The 20,011-nt window shown below is 64.0% G+C and carries 7 protein-coding genes; all 7 read right to left on the bottom strand.

Features of this window, described 5'->3' with window-relative positions; genetic code table 11:
- Positions 1-82 precede the first annotated feature (82 nt).
- Positions 83-4,765, bottom strand: a complete 4,683-nt coding sequence (locus JOF48_RS07685) for an NPCBM/NEW2 domain-containing protein (protein ID WP_245346441.1) — start codon at positions 4,763-4,765, stop codon at positions 83-85.
- Between the two features lie 190 nt (positions 4,766-4,955).
- Positions 4,956-6,035 carry a class C sortase gene (locus JOF48_RS07680; protein WP_209679170.1) on the bottom strand — a complete coding sequence of 360 codons (1,080 nt, stop codon included), beginning with the start codon at positions 6,033-6,035 and terminating at the stop codon, positions 4,956-4,958.
- Between the two features lie 19 nt (positions 6,036-6,054).
- Positions 6,055-7,593: a SpaH/EbpB family LPXTG-anchored major pilin gene (locus JOF48_RS07675; RefSeq protein ID WP_209679168.1), complete on the bottom strand. Its 1,539-nt coding sequence runs from the start codon at positions 7,591-7,593 to the stop codon at positions 6,055-6,057.
- A gap of 70 nt (positions 7,594-7,663) precedes the next feature.
- The gene (locus tag JOF48_RS20015) at positions 7,664-10,990 is read right to left on the bottom strand and encodes a DUF7927 domain-containing protein (RefSeq protein ID WP_209679166.1); all 3,327 of its coding nucleotides are present in this window, start codon (positions 10,988-10,990) and stop codon (positions 7,664-7,666) included.
- A 266-nt stretch (positions 10,991-11,256) separates the two neighbouring features.
- The gene (locus JOF48_RS07665) at positions 11,257-11,835 is read right to left on the bottom strand and encodes a hypothetical protein (protein WP_203311757.1); all 579 of its coding nucleotides are present in this window, start codon (positions 11,833-11,835) and stop codon (positions 11,257-11,259) included.
- A gap of 14 nt (positions 11,836-11,849) precedes the next feature.
- Complete coding sequence (locus JOF48_RS07660; RefSeq protein WP_342591189.1) at positions 11,850-18,137, bottom strand: carbohydrate binding domain-containing protein; 6,288 nt, start codon at positions 18,135-18,137, stop codon at positions 11,850-11,852.
- A 435-nt stretch (positions 18,138-18,572) separates the two neighbouring features.
- A complete protein-coding gene (locus JOF48_RS20010) occupies positions 18,573-19,907 on the bottom strand; it encodes a C40 family peptidase (RefSeq protein WP_342591188.1) in 1,335 nt (444 codons plus the stop codon).
- Positions 19,908-20,011: the final 104 nt, after the last annotated feature.

Here is a 20,011-nt window from a genome sequence, read left to right as displayed (position 1 = left end):
GCCGCACCAACGCCCCCGCAAAATAGGGCCGGGGCCCGCCCGCGCAAGGCGGACGGGCCCGGCCCTTGCAATTCAGGAACGGCTACCTGCCGCCCTTCCCCTTGTTCACCACGATGGCGGAATTGGCCACCACGGTCCCGCCCTGCTGCAGGAGCAGGGTGTGCATGCCGTTGGACAGCGACTTCGGCAGGGTGATGTCAACGGTTGCGGAACCGTTGGCCCCGGCCGTGACGTCCGCGAGCTTGAGGTCGCCCACGGCCGCGGACTTGCCGGGCTTGGCGTTGGTCCACAGCGCGTACTTGGCCCCGGCCGCGAGTCCGGTGAACTGCACCGTGACGGTTTCGCCCGGTGCGGCCTTGGCGGGTGCATCGACCACGGGTGCCGGGGGTGCCGGCGTGTCAACCGGTGCCACGACGGCGTCCGCGGCGGAGGCTGCTGCCAGGCCTGCGTGGTCCGTGGCGCGGTAGGCGACGGACACGCCGTCGTCCCCGGCCTGGATCGCAGCCGCGTAGGCCTGCCAGGTGGCGCCGCCGTCGGTGGAGTATTCCACCGTGGCAATGCCTGAGCCGGAATCCGCGGCCTCAACCGTGACGGTGCGGGCATCGGCGTCAACCGCGGCCGACACCGTGGGCGCCTGCGTGTCCACCTTGAACTCGGCGGCGGCCTTGGCCTCCTCGAGGTTGCCGGCCGTGTCGCGTGAGCGGTAGCTGAAGCCGTTGACACCCTCGGGGAGCGTCACCGTCCCGGTGTACTCGGTCCAGGGTCCCTCACCGATCTTGTACTCGGTAAGCTCGACGCCGGACTCGTCCGCCGCTGCCAGCGTCACCGCCGGGGCAGTGGTGTACCAGCCGGATGCGGCGGGCTCGGCGGGTGCGATTGTCGCCGTCGTGACGGGTGCGGTCTCATCCACCGGGGCGGGTGCGCCGCAGCTGAACTTGGCATCGCCCCACACGCCGTGGGCGCCGTTGATGGCGCCGGCGGAGATTGGGTCGACCTTCAGCTCAACATAGGAGACGCCCGTCAGGTCCACCACAGGGTGCTCCGGGGCGAAGCCGCTCGTGAAGGTGCGGCTCTGGTAGAGGACCTTGCCGTCGCCGACGATGGTGAAGATGATCTTGCCGCCGAACGCACCTTCCAGGCCGACGAAACTCGAGAAGCTGGTGCACTGCCCGCCCGTGTAGAACTGGACGTTGGACGGCGCGTGAACGCCCAGGCCCTTTTCATAGGTGTTGGTGACCGGCTTGGCCGGATCCGTCTTGTCGATGATGGTCAGCGGGACGTCCGGCGAGCCGGCCGAGTCCTTGTTGACCACGTCCCAGCCGATGACGCCGTAGCCGTTGGTGGCGCTGACAGGTTCCAGGTCGGAGGCGAAGGCGTCCGCATCCGGGGCCGTCGGCAGCGGGAAGTCCACCACCTGCCAGTCGAAGATCTTCACGTTTTCGGCAATGGGCAGCTGCACGGACGCCAGTTCCTTGGCGGGCAGCAGGCGCAGGGTGCCGGAGTAGATCTGGTAGCCGGTGCTCGTGTACTCGGGGTTGCTGGCCTGTCCGGTGCTGTTGCGGCCCATGGACTTGATGGCCACCTTGGCGCCCTTGGTGTCGCCCTGCGGCAGCCAGTTGGGATAGTACAGGCTCTGCTTCTGGACGGTGCCGTCGGTGTAGGTGATGGTGAATTCCGGGCTGACGCCGGGGCCGGATGCGGAGGAACCAAGTACTGCCAGGTCGGTTCCCTTGCCGGTGAGGGCAACGGTCTGGCCGTTGAGGGCCACCGCGTTGTTCTTGTCCGCACCCACGGCAGGCCAGGTGTAGTTGACCTCGGTGGGCAGGCCCGCGTCCACGGTTACCGTGGAACCGGGGCTTACGCCGCCGGCCGGAACCGGGGCGGTCTTGAGCTGGTCGGCGCTGAACGTGGCGCCGCCGCCGTCGAAGTTGCCCAGCTTGTCAACAAACGAGCCGTTGGCGGTCGTGACGGAGATATTGTTGAACGCTCCGGCGAGTGAGCCGTACGCAACGTACATCTGGTTGGAACCGGTGACTTCCCGGGCCGCGCCCTTGGAGTCGGTGTAGCTCGCGGTGGCACCGATGCTCTGCAGCCCGGCCGCAGCCTCCGTGCCGGGTGTCAGTTCAAATGTTGCCTGGACCGTGGCGCCCGGAGCCACCGAGGCCACGGTGTTGCCCTTGGCGTTGCTGACGCTCCAGCCTTCGGGGACGGCGGGTGTGATGACCACGTCGGTCTTGGCATTGGATCCGGTGTTGGTGAACTGTGCCGAGGCCTGCGTTGCCTGGCCCTGGAAGACCTTCTCCTCCAGCGTCACTGCCACCTGTGCGGCCTTGGCGTCTGAATCGGTGCCGCCGACGGCGGATGCATCCTTGAGCGTGATCGTTGCGGTTGCGTTGGAGGCAACAGCCCCGGCCTTCACATGCACCGTGCCGCCCGCGTCGGCGGCGTCGTAGTACCAGCCCGTCTCGGCGGCGTCGAAGGCTGCAGCGTCGGCGACCTTGTCCAGGATGGTGGCCCCGACCAGCACGGCCGACGGCTGCGAGCCGCTGTGGACGTCCAGCTTGTAGGGGCGGGCGGCAGCCTTGCCGGCGTAGTCGCCGTCGCGCTTGCCAATGGTGACGGCGACGTCGCCGCCGTCCTTGGCGGGTGCGGTGACGGCGAATTCCTGCCGGCTGGTGGCGCCGTTGCGGTATTCTCGGCTGACCTTGTCGTCCTCATTCATGGCGAATGAGGAGGCACCTGCAGGGTAGACGTCAACCGTGATGGGTGAGTCCTCCGGGACGAGCGAGGCGTTGCGGGCAATCTCGCCCTGCGGCACCACGGATCCTGCCCGGACAAACATGGGCAGCGTCTCCAGGGGGGCGCTGTAGCCGTTCAGGATCTGGCCGCCTTCGTAGACGGCGCCGGTCCAGTAGTCGACCCACTGTGACCCTGCCGGGAGCACGATTCCGTTGCGGACAGGGTTGCTGTTGGAGATGGGTGCGACCAGGTAGTCGCGGCCCAGGAAGAACTGCGTCTCGGCTTCCTTGGTGTAGGAGAGCGGGTCGTTGGGGAACTCCAGCGGCATGGTGCGCATCATGCCCACGCCGGTGTTGCTGGCGTCAACCGCCAGCGAGTAGATGTAGGGCATGAGCTCCTGGCGCATCTGCAGGTACTTGCGGTTGATCTCCGTGGCGGTCTCGCCGTAGAGCCACGGGCGCTTGTCGGTGGGCGCCCAGCCGCTCATGGAGTAGATTTCCGGGGCGAAGGCCTTCCACTGCAGGTCGCGGACGTAGCTTTCGGCGCTGCCGCCGAAGATGCCGTCCACGTCCGAAGTGGTGAAGGCCATCCCCGAGTTCGTGGCGCCGGCCAGCGCCGAAACACCCCAGCGGCCCTGGTCCAGGTTGCCGGAGTGGTCGCCTGTCCACTGCACGCCGCAACGCTGGGAGCCGGCCCAGCCCTCGACCATGAGGGTGTTGGCGCGGCCGTCGGAATAGCTTTCGATGCCGGACTTGGCGCTTTCGCAGCCGGTCAGGGCCAGGCGGTAGCCGGCACCGACCCAGGCGACGTCGAGCTTGCGCAGGGCAATGCCGTCGTTGCCGACCTCGGATTCCTGGTTGGTGAGTGAGCGCTGCGTCCACAGGCCGGTCTTCAGGTCCGCCTCGGCCTTGATGGCCTTCACGGTCCCGCCGAGGCCCTTGTCCGGGTTGACCGGATCGTAGGGGGCGTCCTTGTCGTAGCCTGCCGGGTCCGGCGTGTATTCACAGCCGTAGCCGTCGTTGACCAGCATCCAGCCGGCCGGCATGTCGTTGTCCTTGAACGCCTTGGCCGTCTGGACGGCGTCGAAGGTGACCTGTTTGGGGGTGTCGCCCTCACCATAGCCGGACGACGAATATCCCGGGTTTGAGCGGTTGTAGCAGTCGGCGTCGCCGTACTCCAGGCCGTAGACGGGAGGCAGGTTGGGCCGGCCTGTCAGCTTGGTGTAGCCGTCCAGGCTCTGCTTGTAGTCGCCGACAAAGTAGTAGGCGTCAAAACGCTTTTCGCGGTGTGTGGTGGTCTCGTTCTGGGTGAACGTGTAGGAGCCGGGCGCGAAGGTGTTGCGCAGCACGCCATAGCCGGCGCTCGTCATGTAGTAGGGGGCGGCGTTGGGGTGGCCGCCGTCCGCCCAGTTGAAGTTGTTGGAGATGTTGATGGTGGATCCCGTGTGGACCACGCGGCCGTTCTGCATGCCGCCGCCCAGGAACTGCTCCCCGGCGATGGGCTCGAGGTGCTGGGTGGTGGTGTCGGAACCAAAGCTCAGTGCCGAGGACTCCTGCCATACGACGGTGCCGTCGGCACGCCTGAGCGTGAAGGCCCCGCTGGCCTTGTTGGCTTCCAGCTTGACCGTTGCAGTGGCCATGGTGATCACGCCGCCGGAATCGGTGACCGTGACGGAGCCCTTCTTGAACTGGTCCGCCCCCACCACGATGTCAGCGATGCGGGTGGGGTCCGCCGGGGACTCCGGAGTGTTGGCAGGGTCGGTGAAAGTTCCCGTGGGGGTGGCTTCGAGACGGAAGTTTCCGTCGTCGAGGAAGGTGACGCGGACGGCGCCCTTGGCCGGGACCAGGGTGACGACGTTGTCGGCCTGGCTGAATGAGGCGATGGCGCCGAGGGTACTCCCGTTGGCGTCCACCCCCACTTCCGGCTTGATGCTTGAGGCCGAGATGGGGGTTCCCGCGTCCGCTGCCGCGGCCGGTGCCAGTCCGGCCCCGGACACTGCGAGTGCCGGCACAGTTCCAACGGCCATCAGCCCTGCCAGAGCCACCGCTGTGGCGCGCCTGCCCAACAGTCTTCGATCCGGCGGCTTCGTCGGCAGCGCTGCCGGGTCCTTCATGTGAAACGGTGACATGCGAACTCACTTTCAACTATTGACGATGGTTCGTGATTGATTTGTAAATCAAATACTCACCAACAATCACTTAAAAGTGTGATGCAGGTCAACCATTCCTTTGAATGTGACGCATGCCACCGAGGGGGTGCGGTGCGGGTCGGATGAGCAAAAGGAGCGTGAGCGTGGCTGGCCCCAGCGCAATCAAGACCCACCAAGGCAGGCCTGGATCGGGGGCGCTGACCAGCTGGCTTTGAGCGACTTTCGCCTCGGCATCCTCCGTCTGTATCCGCTCGCCGCGGACCAACAGCCGGTGCGTGTTCACGTACCGCGGTGTGCACGTCAGGAGTGTCACGTAATCCTTGCCGGGCACCTGTCGCAACAGCTCAGATTCATTGGGAAGGACTGTCGCTATGTTGTCGACTTTGTATGTCAGCACCTCCCCCAGCACCGTCAGGGTGAAGGTGTCGCCCAGCTTCATCGAGGGCAGGTCATTGAACAGGGTCGAGTTGACGTATCCGGAGTGCGCACTCAGAACCGCGTGGTTTCCTGCACCACCCACGGGCAGTCCGGAACCGTAAAAGTGCCCGACCCCGCGCGTCAGAGTTTCTTCATCGGTTCCGTGGTAGACGGGCAGGTCAAGGCCCAACCCGGGAACCACCAGTCGCGCCATGGGTGCTGCGGGATCGTCGGGATTTATCGCGAGCTGTTGCTGGTACTGTTCGCGGCCCTCTTCCATGTTGACCGCTTCACCGCGTTCATTGATGACGTATGGGTCGCGGAGCGGTCCGCTGGGCAGGTGGGAATTGTATTCATGTGCAGCAGCAAGCAGCCGCTGGCGGGCTTGCGGGTCGATCTCGGAGTTTTGCTGCTCATACTTGACAACCGCGTCGGCCTGGATGGAATCGGCTATCCATGGAGCCGCCAGCGGGTAGGAAAAGACAATTCCCCCGGCCAGGGCCCCCAGCACCAGAAGGGCATTAAACCCGCGTAAGGCCGCGGAACTGCGGCGGCGCGGGCTCGGCGTTTGCTCCGGTTCCGGCTCCCAAACGGAGTCTGGTCCCGGGCCTGGTTGAAGAAAAATACTCATTGATGTGCCATCTTGTACTAGTGCATTCGAGTGCTGCTGGAACGGCTTTGCACGGCAGAAACAGCTGTGCGGTGGGCGGCGCACGGATGCGTCGCCCACCGCCAGGATGGTGCTTGCCTTATGCCATGGCTCCACGCTTGCGTGAGCGGACAACCAGCAGCGCAATGCCGCCGAGGATCAGGGCTCCGGCAAGGAAGAAGATGCCGGTTGCAATGGTTCCACCGGTAAGCGGCAGTTCGGTCTTTTCAACGTTGGGCACGTTCAGGTCGCCAAACGGCAGGACTGTCGGCGCTGCGCTGTTGTACGCCACCGTGATCGGCCCAAACGGAGCCGTCGAGAGCACGTAGCCCTGGGGCGCCTTTGTCTCCAGCAGCCAGTAGTTCTGGAAGGTTGCCGGATCAGTCAGCTCCACGCCGTCCTGCCAGTTGGAGGCGCGCAGGCCGAAGATCGAAACTTCACCGTTGGTGCCCGTCGTGAACGTCTCGACCAGGGCGCCGGCGCCGTTTTCCTGCGCCTTCAGCGGGAGGGCGGCGTTCCCCGTTGGATCAGCGGCGTATGCCTGTGCGTCGGCTTCACTCTTGAAGACCTTGAATTCAGCATCTGCAAGGAACTTCGCGTCGTCGGATGCATCAACCTTCAGGACGTTGATCGCACCGAACTTGGACTCCACCGGCGGAGTCACAACGCCCGGACCCGAAATCGGGTAGCCCGAGTTCGGGAAGATGATGCCCTCGTTCTCGATGATGCCGTTTGCCGGCAGGGACACAACCTTAGTGGTGATCGTCAGTGCAATGTTCTGGGTGCCGCCTGCCACAGCATTGAGCTTGGCCAGGCCGGCCGCAGTGAGCTCCACGGTGAGGACGTTGCCGCCCGCCGCGTCGTAGCTGAACGTGTAGTCGGCAGTCACAAGTGCGGTTCCACCAATGGCTACCTCAATGTTGTCTGCGACGCTCGCCGGGATCTCGAGGTTGGCAACCAGTTCGTCCTTGAAGGCGTAGGCATCTGTTGCCTGCGAGGGGACTTGGGCCGAGATGGTCCAGTCGATCAGGTCGCCGACCTGGTAGGTCGAGTTCGGGCCGTCATCGACGGTCTTCGTGGGTTCGGTCTGGTGGTTTTTGGGGTAAACGTGGACGTCATACACCCAGTTGTCCAGGTTGTCCGGATCCGTGATCGGGATGGTCACGACGAAGGGTGACGCGCCGGAGATGCCGCTGTCGACCTGGGCAGGCGTCAGCCGCTCGGTGACGAGGTAGGCGCCAATGTCCAGGTTGCCAAACGTGTAGCTGCCATCGGGGGCTGTCGTGGTCCCCGAGACGGCAGTGCCGAGGTCCCCGGCCGGGATGGTGCTTGGGTCCTGCGCAAACGCGCCTGCTGCCGTCCAACCTGCGGTCGTGAGCAGGTCAACATTGCCGATGGACTGTAGGTCAAAGTTGATGCCCGCCAGCGGGCCTCCCGGGGCGGCGGGGTCTTCCAGCCCATTGCCCGGGGTCAGGACTCCCGCCGGGTTGACCCGCTTGTGGATGGTGAGACTGCCGGTCGCACCTGGGTCAATCGTCGGGGCGGCGGCCGCCGGGCTGGCGAAGCCAATGGCCGTGAGAGCGGCGATGGCGGTGATCGCGAGCGTATTCCGCCAGCGACGCGTGAATGAGGAATTCACAGGTAGTTCTCCTGTTCCGTGTGTCGATCGTGCAGTTTTGAAGGGTGTGAATGCCGCGGGTTTGCGGCGGTCATGCGTCATCGCGGCGTCGCCTGATGAGTACAACGGCGATGGTCCCGGTTAGGGCGACCATCAAGACCCCAGCGGCATAGAACAACCATGGGGGAACCAACCCGCCAGTTTCTGGCAGGGCAAGAATCGGAACGTCCTGCACCACGATGGTGGGGACGGTGGTGTTGTCGGCGGGTATGTGCTGGCACAGCCCTGTGGACGCCGCCACGGCACACGCCTCAATCGAACCCGTATTTCCTCCGGCCAGTGTCACGGTGCCGTCGGCGGCCACGGTAAATGCCACGGGTCCGGGCAGTAGATTGAAGCCGTCCAGCGCCTTGGTCTCCGCCAGCCAGTAGCTGCCGGGTGCCAACTGGGCCTGGAACAGGCCTGTGCCAATTTCCGGCGACTTGGGCTCCGGGCCAAACTCCACCACCGGCGTCGCGGCAGGTGCACCGTTGTCGTCCGGGTAGATGGCCCACTCGGACCCTTCGAACGGGATCGTGGCGCCGGTGGAATCTTCGCCGACCTTCAGCACCTGAAGGAGGCTGGGCGTGTGGTGAATGGTGGAACAGTTGGCCAGGTAGTCGGCCTCGCTGTCTGCCGCACATTGCACCGGCGGGTTGTCCGCAAGCACGCCAAGCACGTAGTTGCGGAATGACACGTTCGATGCAGCGGGATCCTTGACCGTCACCTTGTAGGTTATGGGCGTTGTTGTTGCGGCAGGCAGGTTGAGCCCGGCGACTGTGAGCGTTTGGTTGTTCGCCGGCACCGGCTCCGTGACGGTCACCCCGGCCGCCGGTGCAGCGCCGTTGATGAGCACGGAACCGGCCTCGAATTCTGCGTATTGCAGCACCTCTGCGAGGTTGTCGACCACTGAAACACCCGCAACGGTTCCGATGGGCTCAGGGTCGAGGGCTTCAACCGAGACCGTGTATTCGATCGTTTCCCCCGCTCCCACCAGGCTGCCTGATGCCGGCTCAGCGGCCTTGCCAAGCGTCCACTGCGGGATGTGCGGGAGGACCGTGATCAGGGCGTCGTCTTTGTTGTTGCTGAAGTCGTCTTCCTGGGGGCCGCCCACACGGCTCGTGGCCACGACTGCGGTGTTCGGGTAGCTGCCTTCGCCTGTCGACGCGCCGACAGTGCCTGTGAACACGACGTTGATGTTTGCCGTTGGGTCGTGGGTCCGCGAGGCCGCAGCCCAGCGCAGGGGCGCTGCATCCGTGAGCGCTCCGGTTCCGGAAAGCGTTGTGCCGTATGCATCGCACTTCACGGTTGCCGTGTTCCATGTCGTGCACACCTTCGCATCACCCGTGGCCGTTGCGGTCCACGCCACGTTGGCCAGGTCGTCGAACGGCACCTGGTCGAGGCCGTCCACCAGGCTGGCGGGGTATTCGTCGTCAAGGTCGGAGATCCCGTTGTTCCAGGCATCAATCTTGTAGGCGACCTTCTCGCCGGCATTCACCTGGGTCTCGTCGGCCCACGCGCCGTCGTCAATTGAGCTGCCCGCACCTGTTGCCTGCACGGTCTTGTCGACCGCGAGGTCCACGACACTCGTCACGCGCACGTTGCGGATCTGGTGGTAGTTGACGGCCCAGCCGGTCGAGGCCGAGAAGCCAAGTTTGAACTCTGTCGGCAGCTCGGCCTGATAGCTGCTGGATGCGACGTCGTATGAGAACTGCTCGTTGAAGGCATAGGGCTGGCCGTGGTGCCACGTGCCGCCGCCGCTGATGCAGCTGTCGCTGGAACCGTTGGCGCCGACTCCCGTGATTTCCACACCGGCCGGGGTGTAGCACTTGTCATCCGAGACATTCAACTTGTCGGTCCAGTACACCTTTACGGAACGTGACCCGTCGGCTTTCGGCGTGAGGGTGATCCGCACGCGGCGGTACTTGGTCGAGTCCATCTGAGCGTTGTCAATGACGGCGCCCTGGCGCGCAGCGGCGTTGTCGTTGATGAGGCCGGGGTTGGTCGGGTTCGGTGCGCTTGACAGGTTGTTTGTTCCGGCCAGCCATCGATAACCGCCAACCGTGCGCTTCAGCGGCGTGTAGCTGGGCGCTTTGCCCAGGGCCGCGTCCCCGTTGATGCCGACAAAGTTGGCACCGGCGGTTACATTCTTGCGCGTGTACCAGAGGTCGAACGGGGCTGCCGCGGCCGGCACCGTGAGCATCACGTATCCTTTCGGGTCGCCGAGGCCCGCCGGCAACTGCGCAGCCGTGGCCTGGGTAATTGCGCTCTGGGGAAGGTTCACCCACGTGCCGCTTTGCTTGTCGTTGTAGCCGGCCTTGTAGTCGGCGGCAGTGTCATTGCCGTCCCATTTCGGCTGGAAGACGGTGACGTTGCCGGGCTGCGTCACGAGGGCATCATTGGTGGCAACAAGGCCAAAGGCCTGGTTCATGCCGCCCGTTGCAGCGGGGTCGCACGCAGGTGGGTCGGTGTAGCGCACGCCCGAGCCGCGCAGGCCGATGGACTGGGGGATGCGGGCAGATGTGACTCCGCCGCCGAGGTCTGCAAACGCTGCAGGGTTGCTCTGCGCCACGCTCCATGGCCGTGTCGCGCGGTTGTACTGGGTGGTGGCGTTGGTGTTCTCGGCTTTCTGGTAGTTGCCGTACACGTCGAAGCCGACGCCGATGTAGCCGCCTGCCACGCCCTGCGCAGCGGGGCAGAGATTGTCGCCGTTGTATGACACGGCCGAGTATCCGAGGCCTGCACCGTAACCTCCGGCCTCGCCGACAGACGTGTCGATGCCGCTGTTGCCGTAGTTGTTGCCGTTGGCGTCTGCCAGGTAGACGGCCAGGCCGTCACCGCCGCCCTGGATGGCCGGAGAGCCTCCGATGCGGCCGTCGTTGGTGCGGTACAGACGCTGGTCGTATTCGAGCACCACGCCCAAGTCGGATTTAAAGGGTGTGTTGTTCAGGGCTGTGCCGGCCTGCGCACCGCCGTTGTTGTTGGCACTGTTTGCGTTGGTGTTGTCCGTCGTCAACGTCATCCACTTGCCGTCGCGGTCCGGGCTTTTGTTCGCCAGGCACCTCGGCCACTGGTTGGCGCCGGTGCTAAACCCACAGTTGTTCGTGTTGATGCTGTGGTTGACGTTGTTGTTCTCAGATATCGTGCTCAGTTGCGGAAGCCATGCACCCGCCTGATTTCCGCTGACGTCAGAGACGTTGCCGTCACCGGACAGCGACCATCCGGTCAGCGGCGCCTCGCCTTGCAGCGGCTCGTCGATGTAGACCGAGTTTCCGCTGGCGGCCTTCGCCGCGGGTTCCTGCCCGGCAATGCCCGGCGCAACGACCAGGGTTCCTGCGAGCATGAGGGCGCCCACGCCCGCAAACCACTGATGGAGCACACGTGAACGTTGCTGCTTCCGGAAGCTGGGCGTGCGGACAGGCTGGTGCCGTGGCATTTGTTCCCCCAATAGATTTTCGGCGTCGTTGTTCTTCGGCGCGCCGTCCGACAGAATTAGTAATCAGGCTAACAACGCCATCCAATTTTTGCAAGCGTTTCCACAAAATACTTGGAAACGCTTCCATTTATGACATCGCCGCGACAAGGCGATGCCCGGGCAGGGGATTCCCTGCCCGGGCATCGCGGGCCGTGCGTGGCCCGGGCAACTCAGCTGGCTGCCAGTCCTGTCATTTCAAACAGGCCGACGGACATCTGTTGCTTTTGCTCGGCCTCGGACACCAAGTTGAGTGCCGTCGCCGAGATGGAGTACTCCGGCAGCAGCACCGTCAGGGCGAGCGCCTCGCTGCTGGGGGCGATTGCATAGACAATGCCGCCAGCGTCCGAAATGCGCGGATCCTCAAGGACCGTGCCGCCTGAAGCAGCAACTGCCTCCGCGGCGGGAACGGGACTTGTTGCAGGCCACACTTCGACGCTGAAGACAGTCTCCTCATCGTCGGCTGCAGCCCAGTCGCAGAACACACTGGCATCGCTGACCGATTCCATCGTGGGTTCCATCCCATCCAGCAACGCCCCAAAGTGCTCACCGACTGCCTTGCAGTCGGTGATGCTCTCGAGCACGGCGGCACCTGCTGCAGAGGCATCAGGCACGTATTCCACAGCAGAGGGCGCTGCGTCCTGCGTCGCGGTGGGCGGCGGGCCGCCCACGGTACAGCCGGCAAGCGCAAGCGACATGACCGCCGCAGCCGTGGCGCCCCTTGCCCAGAGGCCCATCTTGTTGGTTCGCATTTCGTCTGCAGTCCTCACTTCAGGAAGGGGCTTCCATTGCCAACCTTGCCCGGGGCAGGGTTGCCTGGCAGGGACAGCACATACGCACGCATGTTGCCCTTGCCGGAGAGCGGAATGGTCAGCGATCCGTTGGAGACCGTCTTGCTGTCACCGGTTACCGCATCCACGTAGGTGCCGTTGGGGATGCCGGAGAACGACGCCCCTTCAGAAACCGCAACCAGCACAAAGCTGTCCACGGAGCCTTCCGTGAAACGGCGCTTGAACGCCATGTTTCCGCTGACGCCGTCCGTTGAATACTGGCCCTTCTGAAGGGCTGGGACGGCACGACGGACTTGGTTCAGTGTCTGGAGGTGCTTTACCAGCGGTTTCTGCAGCGTCTCAGCCACTGCACCGCTGGCAGAGGTGACAGTGCCGAAATCTCCGGCCGTCACGGTTCCCGCCAGGTGGTCGCCGAAGTAGGCACGGCCGGTGGTCGCCAGCGGACACGTGGGCCCGCAGTCGATCGGCTTGCCCGCCTGGAACTCGATCTCTGAACCGTAGAACAGCACAGGCACTCCCCGGAAGGACCACATGAGGCTCAGGTTTTCCGCCCAGGCATCCGTGCCGCCGTCGAACCTCACTTGCGACTTTCCCGGACCATAATCATGGCTGTCCACATACACGGCGTTGTAGGTGGCATCGTTCGTTGCGTCGTCGGAGTCCATGCCCGAATGGAAGGCATTGGAGGCGTTGTCGAAGTTCATGTGCATCCGCATGTCGATGATGCTCATGCCGGACGACGCCGAATGGTCGGGTTTGTGGTAATTGTTGCCGTCCAGCTTGTGGTTGGCGCTTGTCGGCTGGCCGGCAGGTCCCATGAGGTTCTCATACTGGAACTGCTCGGCCGCCGCCACAACGTCGTCAATGCTGTAGGAGCGGCGCTCCTTCCAGGTGTAGAACGGGGCCGAATGGTTTACGGATCCGCGGTTCCACTTGTCATGGACAAACTGGGCGACCTCGCCAAAGACGTAGAAGTCCTTGCCCTTGTCACCATGCGTTGCCACTGCGTGCTCCTGCAGCGCCGGCAGGAAGTGCCGGTTCCACATGACGCGCGGAATGTGCACCGCCGTGTCGACACGGAAACCGTCCACACCCATGTCGATGTACTTGTTGTACGTGTCGATCAGGTAGTCCTGCACCTTGGCGCTTTCGGTGTTCAGGTCAGCCAGGTCCTCATGGATCCAGCAGTCCTGTGCGTCCTTGCCTTCCCAGTTGCCAATCCAGCACTGGTGGAAGGTGTCGGCCGGGAACATGCCCGAGGTGGCGTTGGGCCACTGGCAGTTGTACACCTTGTAGCCTTCAGCCGAGAAGCCGCTCTGCACGCCCCAGTTCTTGCATTTTTGGTCTGCGGGCTGGGTTGTGGACCACAAGTCCCCGTTGTAGGTGCTGCCGTCGGCGTCGGTTTCGGCGGGGTTGTAGGCCTTGCCTTCCACCGGCTCGTCGTAGTACCAGTCCCACTGTGCATCACGTGTGCCGAAGACGGTGGGGACAAAGAGGTTCTTTTCACCCCACCGCGAGGTGTGGTTGTAGACCACGTCCTGGTAGATCTTGATGCCCTTGGCGTGGGCAGCATCGATCAGTTCCTGGTAAGTGGCACCCTCTGATTCCAGGCGCGGATCAATGCGCTGGAAGTCCCAGCCGTGGTAACCATGGAAGTCATAGTCGCTGCGGTTGGTGACCACCGGGGTGATCCAGATGGCAGAGAAGCCGATTCCCTTGATGTAGTCGAGCTTGTCGATGACACCTTGGAAGTCCCCACGGTACATCGGGTCGTTGTTGGCGGCATTGCCCGACTTAACATGCTGGCTTCCGCCCATGTTGTTCGAGCTGTCGCCGTCATTCCAGCGCGCTGTCATCATGAAGTAAATCGAGTCTTCACGGGGGTCCCCGCCCAAAGGTGAACCCTGGGTTGCCCCGGCCACCGAGCCGCCAGGCTCCGTTCCGGGACCCGGCGTCGGGTCAACGGTGGGTGTGGGGATCGGCGTCGGGTCAACTGTCGGTTCCGGGGTGGGATCCACTGTCGGTTCCGGGGTCGGGTCGACGGTGGGTTCCGGGGTGGGATCCACCGTTGGTTCCACCGTCGGATCGATGGTCGGTGTCTCGGTGGGCTCGGTGGTGGGCTCCACCTCTGTGTCGGTGGCCGCAAAAACCGCGGCCGAGTAGGGCGAAGCCCCCGCAGTCGTCTCCGCGCGCACCTTGAACCAGTAGCGGGTTCCCGGTGCCAGGCCCGTCGCCGTGAACTGGGTGCCCGAAGCGACCTTCACGAAGACAGGTTGGCCCTGGCTCTCAGCTGCATAGGTGACGGTGTACGAGGTGGCGCCTGCAACGGCAGCCCACGACGCCTTGAGACTTGTCGTTCCCACGGGGGCAGCTGTCACCGATTTGGGTGTTGCCGGCAGGACGGATGATGTGCCGACGCTACCAACACTGGCGAATTTGGCCGTGAACGTATCCACGTCCTCCTTCTCAGCTGACGTTGACTCATCCGCGGTGTAGGGGTCCAGGGCATGGTCCAGCGTTGTCGGATCGTACGGCAGCGAGCCAATTGCGGATTCCCCGAAAGTGGAAACCAGCATGACGCCGACCCCATTGCCTTCCAGATAGCCGCGGTCGATGCCGAGCGAAGCCAACGGGATCTTCATCTCGTAGGTGGTGTCCTGGGCCTTGTCGTGGCCCTTCGTCAACAGATCCGTGAAGTTCGCTGCATCCTTCAAATCGGCCGGAACATATCCCTCATAGCCGTTCTTCTTGATGCCCATCACAGTTGATCCGACGAAACCATCTCCGTAGGCGAAGCTCACGCCAGCGTCCTTGAAAGCGCTCACGTTTTCCGGCTCATAGTCGAATTCGTCATCCGAGTTGAGCGAGAAGATCGACGGCTGGCCCACCTTGGGCTTGCTTGAGAACATCAGCAGGTGGTCTGCCTCGTTGTTCGCAAAGGAGTAGCGCATGCCCCAGACGCCCTTTTCGTCCGCCGTGACCATGCCATTGCTGCCGCGGTTGTTCACGTCCAGAGCAATGGCCTGGGGGATGTCTCCCTGGTAAGGCTTGCCGTTATCGCTGATGGGGTACCCCTGGGCCGGGTCCACCACGTCCGTGACGTTGGTGAATTGCCACATCAGGTAGAGGTTATCGTCATCCCAGGAGCCGTAGAGCGCATAGGGATCGTAGACAGGGCCTTCATGCGATCCGCGGAAGATGCGCGGATCGTCGTTTGCCACGCCTTGGGCGATGATCATGTCCGCGGTCCACTCCGAGGCATCGCCGTCGACCGTGATGGCCTTCGACTTGCCAACCTGCGCCGAGGGGTTCGTCTTGTAGAGCCCGACCGAGTGGTCGGTTCCCACGCGATCGCCCGGTTCGCTGGTCGGAGGTGCTGTGGGTTCAACGGTGGCAGTTGCCGTGGGTTCAACGGTCGGCTCAATTTCGGCCTCCGTGGTGGCGAAGGCTGCCGGCGAGTAGGCCGAGGCCCCCGCTGCGTTTTCCGCACGCACCTTGAACCAGTAGCGCTTGCCCGGGAGCAGGCCCGGCGCCGTGAGCTCAGTTCCCGATGAGACCTTGACGAACAGGGGCTCGCCCTGCCCGTCCAGCCCGTATGAGATGGAGTAGCTGGTGGCGTCGGGGACGGCAGTCCACGTTGCCTGGATGCTGGTGCTGCCCAGCGGCTTGACCGCGACGGCCGTTGGCATGGCCGGAATGGCCGGCTCAGGCACAATCACGCCACAGGGGTCGGCGGTTGTGACCTTTCCTGCGGACACCGCGGCAACATCGGTCGTGAACGTGTAGTTCTTGCCTCCGTTGTTATCCCATGCCCCTGCGCCGTTGTTGAATGCCACTGTCACGTTTGCAGCAGTTCCGCTGTCTATTGTCAGGCGGTACCAGCCGTTACCCGAGACGCAGCTGGACACGGCCGCCATGGCAATGCCCGGAGCAGCGGTCCAGGCACCCGCACCAACCTGGTAGTGCGCGTTGGCTGTCGACCAGCCGGGGCCCGTCTTGTAGAAAAGGTCCAGCTTCCCCGCCAGCGGCTTGGGTGCCACCGGTTTCTGGGGCGCTCCTGCGTTGACGGAACCGCCCGACACCGACCATGCCGGGCCTGTCGGGATGGCGTAGTTGTTGCCGCCGTTGTTGTCCCAGGCACCTGCACCATTGTTGAATGCAGCGGTGGTGGCAGTGCCGGCAGGAGCCTCGATGGAAGCCTTGAACCAACCCGGGATGCCCTCCACCGGCGTCATTTCGACGCCCGGTGCCGTGGTCCAGGCGGCCGTGCCAACACGGTAGTGCAGGTAGGCTTTCGTCCAGCCGGCGGGTGCCTGGTAGTACACCGAGGAGCCCGTCACGACCGGCTTGTCGGGGGTTCCGGCCACGACCTTGCCCTCCGACACGGACCATTCCGGACCTGCCGGGATGGCATAGTTCTTGTCGCCGTTGTTGTCCCATGTTCCCCCGCCATTGTTGAAGGCGGCGGTCAGCGCAGCGCCGTCCGCCGCATCAACCGTTGCCGAGAACCATCCGGCAAGTCCGGCCACCGGCGCCATCTCCGTGCCGGGTGCCGTCGTCCATGCGCCGGTGCCGGAGCGGTAGTGCATATACGCCTTGGACCATCCGGACGGTGCCTTGTAGTACACCGATGTGCCGGTCACGACCGGTGCTTCCGGAGTGGTGACGGTGGCTGGTGCAGAGGCTGCACTTGACTTGCCGGAAGCGTCCCTGGCCGTCACCGTGTACGTGTATGCGGTGGCTGCCGAGAAGGTCTTGTCTGTCAGAGTCGTGCCCGTGACGGTCTTGGTGACCGCCCCGCCGCTTCCGCCTGTGCGGACCACGTCGTAGCCGGATACGCCACAGTCGTCGCTTGACGCCTGCCACGAAACCGCAAGCGAACCGCCGTCGACCTTGGCGCTGACGGCCGCAGGGGTGCTGGGTGCACTGACGTCGACGCAGCTTTCAACCTTTGCACCCGCATGCAGGGCAAGGGCGGTCTTGGCAGACACTGTGGCCGTGAACTTGCCCCCGGCAACGGTGACTGTGTCGCCGCTCCAGGTGCCGCCGGTGCGCTTGGCGGTGATCACGTTGTAGTACTTGCCGTCGGGCAGGCTGGTGGTGAATTCGCGCTGGACCTGGCCGCTGCCGTTGTTGAGGGCGATGAAGCCCCTGTCGCCCCGGCTGAACGACATGGCAGAGCCGTCCGCGCTGGACCACTTGTTGGCGACTGCCGTGCCGTACGTTGCCACGCGGAATCCAACCATGTTCTGGATGTCGTTCTGCGCGTGCTTGAACGTCCAGCCGTTCTGGCCCGGTGCCGGGTCAATGACACGGCCCTGGCCGTCAAGGGCGGGGCCTGCGTCCTTGTCAGAGAAGGCATATCCGGAGTGGACGGACGGGGATCCGTATGGCCAGGCCAGGGTAAACGCCTGGGCCAGGTCGTAGGATTTTCCGTCCTTGTAGGACAGGGTTTCGTTGTTGCGTTCGGTGTCGTGGTTGTCCACGAATACTGCCGCATCGTCCTGCTTGAGGAACCCGTCCCAGCTGCCGCCAATACCGGCACCCGAGATCAGCCAGTCGATGCGGGATCCGCCGAAGGCCTCCTTGAGCTTGCGGGCAAAGCCGAACTCGTGGACGTCGCCGATGGAGATGTACTCCTCAGGCTGGACCGGTTCGTTGGCACGGATGACTTCCTGCACCACGTAGAGCGAGTCCTTTTTGCGCACGCGATTCCAGATTCCTGCCATGTCCTGTGCAGCAATGTGCTTGACGGCGTCAATGCGGAAACCGGCAACTCCCATGTCGACGAAGCGGTTCAGGTAGTTGGCGATGGTCTGCTGCACGTGGTCGGAGGATGTATCCAGGTCCGAGAGGTTGACCAGGTTGCAGTTCTGGACGTCATAGCGGTCCTGGTAGTTGGTGATGTCCTTGCGGCAGTTGTGGAAGTCGCTGCTGCTGTAAATTCCGGGGTAGTCGTAGTGTTGGAATGGTGTCCCTGCCCAGCCTGTACCGCCTTCTGACTTGCCGGACATGTGGTTGATCACTGCATCGACGATGACGCCGACGCCGGCGGCCTTGCACCGCTGGACCATTGAGGTGAATTCAGCCTCGGTGCCCATCCTGGTCTCAAGTTTGTACGAGACCGGCTGGTAGTAAGTCCACCACTGGCTGCCTTTCACATGTTCCTGGGGCGGGGAGGTCTGGACGTAGCCATACCCCGCCGGACCCAGCGTTGATTCACATTCCTTGGCGATCTGGTTCCAGGTGTATGAAAAAAGCACTGCGATCGTGTCCTTGGGACCGGCCGCAGCTGCTTGGGCTGGAGAGGCGCCGCCTGTGGCGACCAACCCCGTAACCAGGAGGGATGCGGCCGCAAGGACCGCCAATAATCGGCGCAGGCTCCGCTGCGCCTCCATAGTCACACTTCCGTGCATGCTGTGCTCCTTTGCATCAAAAAGCGCGCTGCTCTTGCACCGCGCCTCTTGTCACTCAACACAAGCCACCAATTTAATGCAAGCGTTTCCAACAAATTACTGCAAACGCTTCCAATGTGACGTGAGACTCATTTTGAACCTGTTCGGAGCTCATTGGGTCAGGTTCTTGGCACAGTTCACCAGGGAATCCGCAAAGAAAGATCCTGCCGTCCAATGGCATGCCTGCTGCCCCGGCGACGGACGGATCGAGGGGCGGGCCAGGCGCCTTGCGGCTCGGCAGCACTAAGGTGCGGAGGGACTCTCGGCTGGCTGCGCGGCCGGCGAATCGGAACCTGATTCCAAGGTGGTCCCGGCGGCATCGGTCTGCGCCGGCGCCGAACTTGTGGGATCGGCAGCGGCGGGATCCGCATCACCTGTCAGTGTCGGTGTGGGTGTCGCTGTTGGCGTGGGACTCGGAGTTGCCGACGGGATCGGGCTTGGTGATGGCGACGCCGTGGTTGGCGGTGCGCTGGCGGCTGGAGTCGTAGGCGGCGGAGGCGCCACCGTTGTCGCCGGCGGCGCAGCGGTCGGGGTTGGCGCAGTCGTTGTTGGTGCTGTTGTCGGGGTGGCGGTGGGCTGCGTGCTGGGCGGCGTTGTGGTCCCCGGAGTGGTTGCTGGCGGCGTGGTCGGTGCGGTGGTCCCCGGAGTCGTGGTCGGTTTGGTTGTCGGCGGCGTGGTTCCGGGAACCGTCGGCTTTGCGGTCGGCTTGGGTGTCGGCTTCGCGCTTGGCTTCGCCGTGGGCGTGCCCGTTGCCTTCCCGGTTTCCTTCATCGTGGCACTGGCAGATGCACTGGCACTTGGTTTCGCCGAAGCGCCGGGCTTGGCCGATGCGCTTGCCGTTGCCTTCGCCGCCGCCTCGGCCCTGGCCAGTTCGTCGGAGGAGGCAAAGGCGGGAAGGGTGAAGTACGTGGACGAGCTGCTGACATCGGAAGGGGCGTGCAGGATGGTGCCCACCGAGGGATTGAGGGCGCTGATCATCTTGCCGTTGCCAATGTAGATGCCGATGTGCGACCAGTGGTTGGGACCGTCGGGGTTCTGCGCCACGAGGTCGCCGGGCTGCGGGTTGTTCGTCTCCACCATGGGAGCCCACTGCTCGGTGCGAGGCAGCGAAATGCCGGCCCGGGCATAGGCCCATTGTACAAATCCAGAGCAGTCCCAGCCGTGGTCAAAACTGGTCCCGCCCCAGACATAAGAGTGCCCCAGGCCCAGGTAGGCGGCCGCCATGATCTCGCGGCGGACCTGCGACATTTCCGCCGCGCTGATCTCGGGAAGCTTGGAACGCATGGCATAGACGCCCTGAGCCAGGTGGGGGGTGCTCGCATTGGGGTCTGTTAGGTCAAAGAGCGGCTTGGGAGTGGGGCGGCGGGCTTCAAGCAGCATGTCTGCAAAGGAAAGTTTCACGCCATATCCCGGAGCCATGACGGGGTCGAAGCCGATCGCGGCCACCTCGTCAAAATTATTGGCCATGCGCGTGAGACTGCTGCGGCTCAGGGACGCGGCAGCATCCGCCGTGGAGGTTTCCGAATAACCTGCCGCAATAAGGCCGCCGGATGCCAGCACCGTGCAGATGACTGCCATGCTCAACGGGTACCGGTGTGCGCCACCTTGCCTTGTCCCCACAGATGGCCCTCCAGCTTCTTTGCACGCGGTAAGACGAGCCTAGCTGTTCCTGACGCCTCTGG

Origin of the sequence: Arthrobacter stackebrandtii, assembly GCF_017876675.1 — a bacterium.
In the GTDB taxonomy this organism is placed as follows: domain Bacteria; phylum Actinomycetota; class Actinomycetes; order Actinomycetales; family Micrococcaceae; genus Specibacter; species Specibacter stackebrandtii.
The sequence above is the reverse complement of the archived record's forward strand: the minus strand, read 5'-3'. Positions and strand labels throughout refer to the sequence as shown.

Coding starts and splice junctions, on each gene's coding strand:
- JOF48_RS07685 (WP_245346441.1), bottom strand. CDS start 4,765: ATGGCCGTTGGAACTGTGCCGGCACTCGCAGTGTCCGGGGCCGGACTG.
- JOF48_RS07665 (WP_203311757.1), bottom strand. CDS start 11,835: ATGCGAACCAACAAGATGGGCCTCTGGGCAAGGGGCGCCACGGCTGCG.
- JOF48_RS20010 (WP_342591188.1), bottom strand. CDS start 19,907: ATGGCAGTCATCTGCACGGTGCTGGCATCCGGCGGCCTTATTGCGGCA.